This window comes from Nostoc sp. CHAB 5715 (assembly GCF_020829685.1).
GTDB lineage: Bacteria > Cyanobacteriota > Cyanobacteriia > Cyanobacteriales > Nostocaceae > Nostoc.
Window position 1 is genome coordinate 1 of the sequence record NZ_JAIVFR010000754.1, and the last position, 3,775, is coordinate 3,775.

2 protein-coding genes are annotated in these 3,775 nt (G+C 42.2%); one reads left to right on the forward strand and one right to left on the reverse strand.

Going from position 1 to position 3,775, the window contains the following annotated elements:
• On the reverse strand, positions 1-1,132 hold a 1,132-nt coding region (locus LC574_RS30630; RefSeq protein WP_229457359.1), incomplete at its 3' end, for a succinate--CoA ligase subunit beta.
• A gap of 646 nt (positions 1,133-1,778) precedes the next feature.
• On the opposite strand from LC574_RS30630, the gene LC574_RS30635 reads away from it, so the two are divergent.
• Positions 1,779-3,695: a hypothetical protein gene (locus LC574_RS30635; RefSeq protein WP_229457360.1), complete on the forward strand. Its 1,917-nt coding sequence runs from the start codon at positions 1,779-1,781 to the stop codon at positions 3,693-3,695.
• The last annotated feature ends 80 nt before the right edge of the window (positions 3,696-3,775 follow it).

Here is a 3,775-nt window from a genome sequence, read left to right on the forward strand (position 1 = left end):
GGTCTAAAAATCCTAAATACTTTCTAGCAGCATTAAATTCAGAACCAGCAAGACGGACAACTAAGGGTGAATTCTGCTCTCGCCGACTTTTACTACCATTAGAATGCACAACCTGTGATTTAAGTTCGCTGTTGTCTTGCTGCACAACTCTGGCTATAACTTCTACGACTTCCTCAGTTTGAGGAATGCTACCCAGAAAGTTAATTAATATTACTTGAATGCTGCTATCAGCCTCTAGGATTTTTAGACCTGTCTCTAGGCGATCGCAAAAAGTAGTTGGTTTAGTATCTGTGAGGTAAGCATGACGTAGATTCAAACAAACACCTGGATTGCCACCAGCATTACCGACTAAATCCAAAGTTGTCATTACTGAACCAGTACCATTACCTAAAATACCGATTTTTCCGTGCATTTGCACACCATCCCAGTCGCCCAATATACCATTTATTTCCGTACTTGTGTGACTACTGATGATTTTTGCTCCCATTTCACCCATGTTTGGATGACGCTTGTTCGACCGTTTGTTGACCCCGACTTTACCATTAAGAGCCATAACTTGACCAGTAGCACTGACTGCTAAGGGATTTATTTCGACTAAATCCAAGTCTTTTTGCACAAATAACTGGTACATCTTTTGGACAACGCTGCTTACCGACTGCATCAGCGTCTCTTGCAAACCCATTTTCAAAGCCAGTCGTCGGGCATAAAATGGCGAGAATTCCTGTTCCACGACAACATGATGCATTCTTTCTCCAGCAGATTCCCAATCGATGTCTGCTTCTTTGCAGCCTAAAAGTACTGGTCGGCAAACAGCAGTATCTAAAACCACCGCGAGATAAAATTCCTGGTTAGCGTCGTATTGCGATTCTGCTAGCACAACTTCTGGCAACTCGCCCCATATTGGTAAACTAAAGATATTTTGAGCAGCTGCGATCGCATCAATTGTAGTCTCCGCAAACCTTACACCACCTGCTTTTGCACGTTCCGCTCCATGTACTTGAGATTTCAGTACAATTGGAAAGCGAATTTTTAAACGTTTCAAATCTGTGGGATGGTCAATTCGTTGGGAAGGCAATACAGGAATGCCTATCTTGCCAAACCACTCTTTAACTTGATACTCTAATAAATCCATTGATACACCTTGTATTCACACTTTCCCAGCCTTTGCTTAGTGCTGTCTTAATATTTTGCAGCACTTTTATTTTAGAATTAAGCTTTTGGCAGCTATAAAAATTTATTTTTCACGAATCAATTTTATCGATTTCAGCCAATGAGGCACATTAATTTTGATAGCCAACCTGTTTGTGCTAGAGTCACAACCCGTAATTAATCTCTTCAGTAAGTTTCCTAGCATAGAAGATAACTACCATTTCTGTCAAAACCCTCTGACTTAGCATCGTTTCCTTAACCTTTAGATAAATTTGTCACAACTGTGCAACTAGAATTTTGCAGAGCATTAGCTCCTGTGTATTTTATTGTCCCGAATTAATGCAGTTAAAATACTCAAAAATTCTATTATTCCCATTTTTTATTTATAATTTATATCTAAAGACAGATAATTTAATTTTGCATCTAGTACTGTGAAAATGTAACGACGCGAACTATAATTGCTTTTTTTATTTTTGGTGAAAAGTCCGAATGTGTGTTAGAACGTTGGTCGTTTAGATTTTCAGGCTGTGGTTGGTTAAACTGTGCATTTGCATTCAACAAACCTAAAAAGTTCATTTCATTCTCTTAAAGATAATCAAAACAATATAGAAATTCAGCGGGAAAGCTCTATGAAAGTAGCAGTCCAGCAGGAAGATTTACAGCTTTTAGCCAAAACTTTGCAGGAACAATTACTTGCAGAAGTCTCAACGGCTGAAGTCTTCGAGGTTAAATGTGCCGTCAATAAAGACGGGCTAATGATTTTAACGCAACACGAATCAGATGTAATAGTTGATACTCAGATAATCTTTGCAGTAATTGAGGAAGTACTTCAGTCTCTAGCACCCCACAGAGAGCGGCGAGTGCAATGCTTCCTCAGAGTTTTTGGTGAACAACTTCCTTATGCGAAATGTCTCTTGGCTCTGAAGCAGACGGGGGGAGGGGGAGATGGGGGAGATGGGGGAGATGGGGGAGATGAGGGAGATGGGGGAGATGGGGGAGATGGGGGAGATGGGGGAGATGGGGGAGATGGGGGAGATGGGGGAGATGGGGGAGATGGGGGAGATGGGGGAGATGAGGGAGCAGGGGAAGTAAATTCTTCCTCATCCCCCTCATCCCCCTCATCCCCCTCATCCCCCTCATCCCCCTCATCCCCCTCATCCTCCTCATCATCTCTGACATATTTTCCATCAATCGATAAGACTAAGGAGGAATTGTTTGACCCATTTGCAGATGCGTCGAATTTGCCGACTTCAAAGCCAGGATTTCAAATCAAATCCATCTTACTGGGTGCAGCTTTGGTGGGAATTGTAGTCTTAGGCGGCGGTGCTTACTTATTGACTCGCCCTTGTGTGATGTCTGAGTGTAAAGAAATACAAAATGCCGAGCAATTAAAAACAAAATCCCCGCAACTGATGCGCCGCGCCAAGTCTGAAAAAGAATTAGTAGCTGTACAACAACAACTTGCGGCAGCCAGTGCAGCTCTGAACACAATTCCTAGTTGGTCGCCTCGTTACCAAGTGTCAGAAGAACTAAAAGCAAGTTTTTCTGAACGGTCAGAAAAAATCAGCCAGGTGGTCAAGGCTTTGGAGACGGGATCTTTGGCGACAGAAAAAGTTCAAACTCCTGCATATAGCCTAGAGGAATTACAAGCTAGGCAACACCTATGGCGACAGGCTATAGCGCCACTAGAAACCATAAGTTCCAGTAGTGAACTCTATGGACTGGTGCAAAAAAAATTACTTAATTACCGTGTACGTTTGCACGCTGTAAATCAGCAGATACTTACGGAGGAAAAATGGCTCAAAAAACTAACGGCAGCAAAAGCTGTAGCTAATGCTGCCGAGAATCGGCAAGCTACTGCTAAATCTTTGAATGACTGGCAAAAGGTGCAGTCTACTTGGCTGGTGGCCATTAATGCCTTGAATAGCATTCCCCGGACTAGCCCTGGATACCAAGAAGCCGAAAAGCTGTTGGTAGATTATAAACCTAAGTTGGTAGCGGCACGCGATCGCGCTACTAAAGAACGATTAGCTGTTAAAGCCTATCAACAAGCCGTTAGTACTGCCAAGCAAGCCAAAGTATATGAGCAACAAAACCAATGGCTTGCAGCAACGACATACTGGGATCAGGCTTTGCAAACTGCTAAAAAAGTTTCCCAAAATAGTTTGTACTACACTCAGGCTCAGTCTCTCATCGAACCTTATTCAGTAGCCCTCAAACAAGCACAAGAAAAACTACAAGTTGTTACTAATTTGCAACAAACCCGCACTGACTTGGATAAAACCTGTATTAATGAAATTCGGATTTGCACCTTTAGCATAGATAATGCAGGAATTATTGTCCGGCTAACCCCTGAGTATGACCAAATCAGACAAAATAACTTGGCTAATCCTTATTCTAAGAACTCGGAGACTGCTGTTGATGTTACCAATCACTTGCAAATCTTACGGGAAGCCTTAGCTGTAATTAGTGACAATGCCAACCTCTCTGTTTTTCTCTATGATTCCCAAGGTCAGGTAATTTATACGCGGACTTTGGGCGGGTAGAAAAGTTAGGAGTGAGGAGTTAGGAATATATAAATACCCGATTTCTATTTAAGTCTATGGAGATTTGGTCATACTCAGGG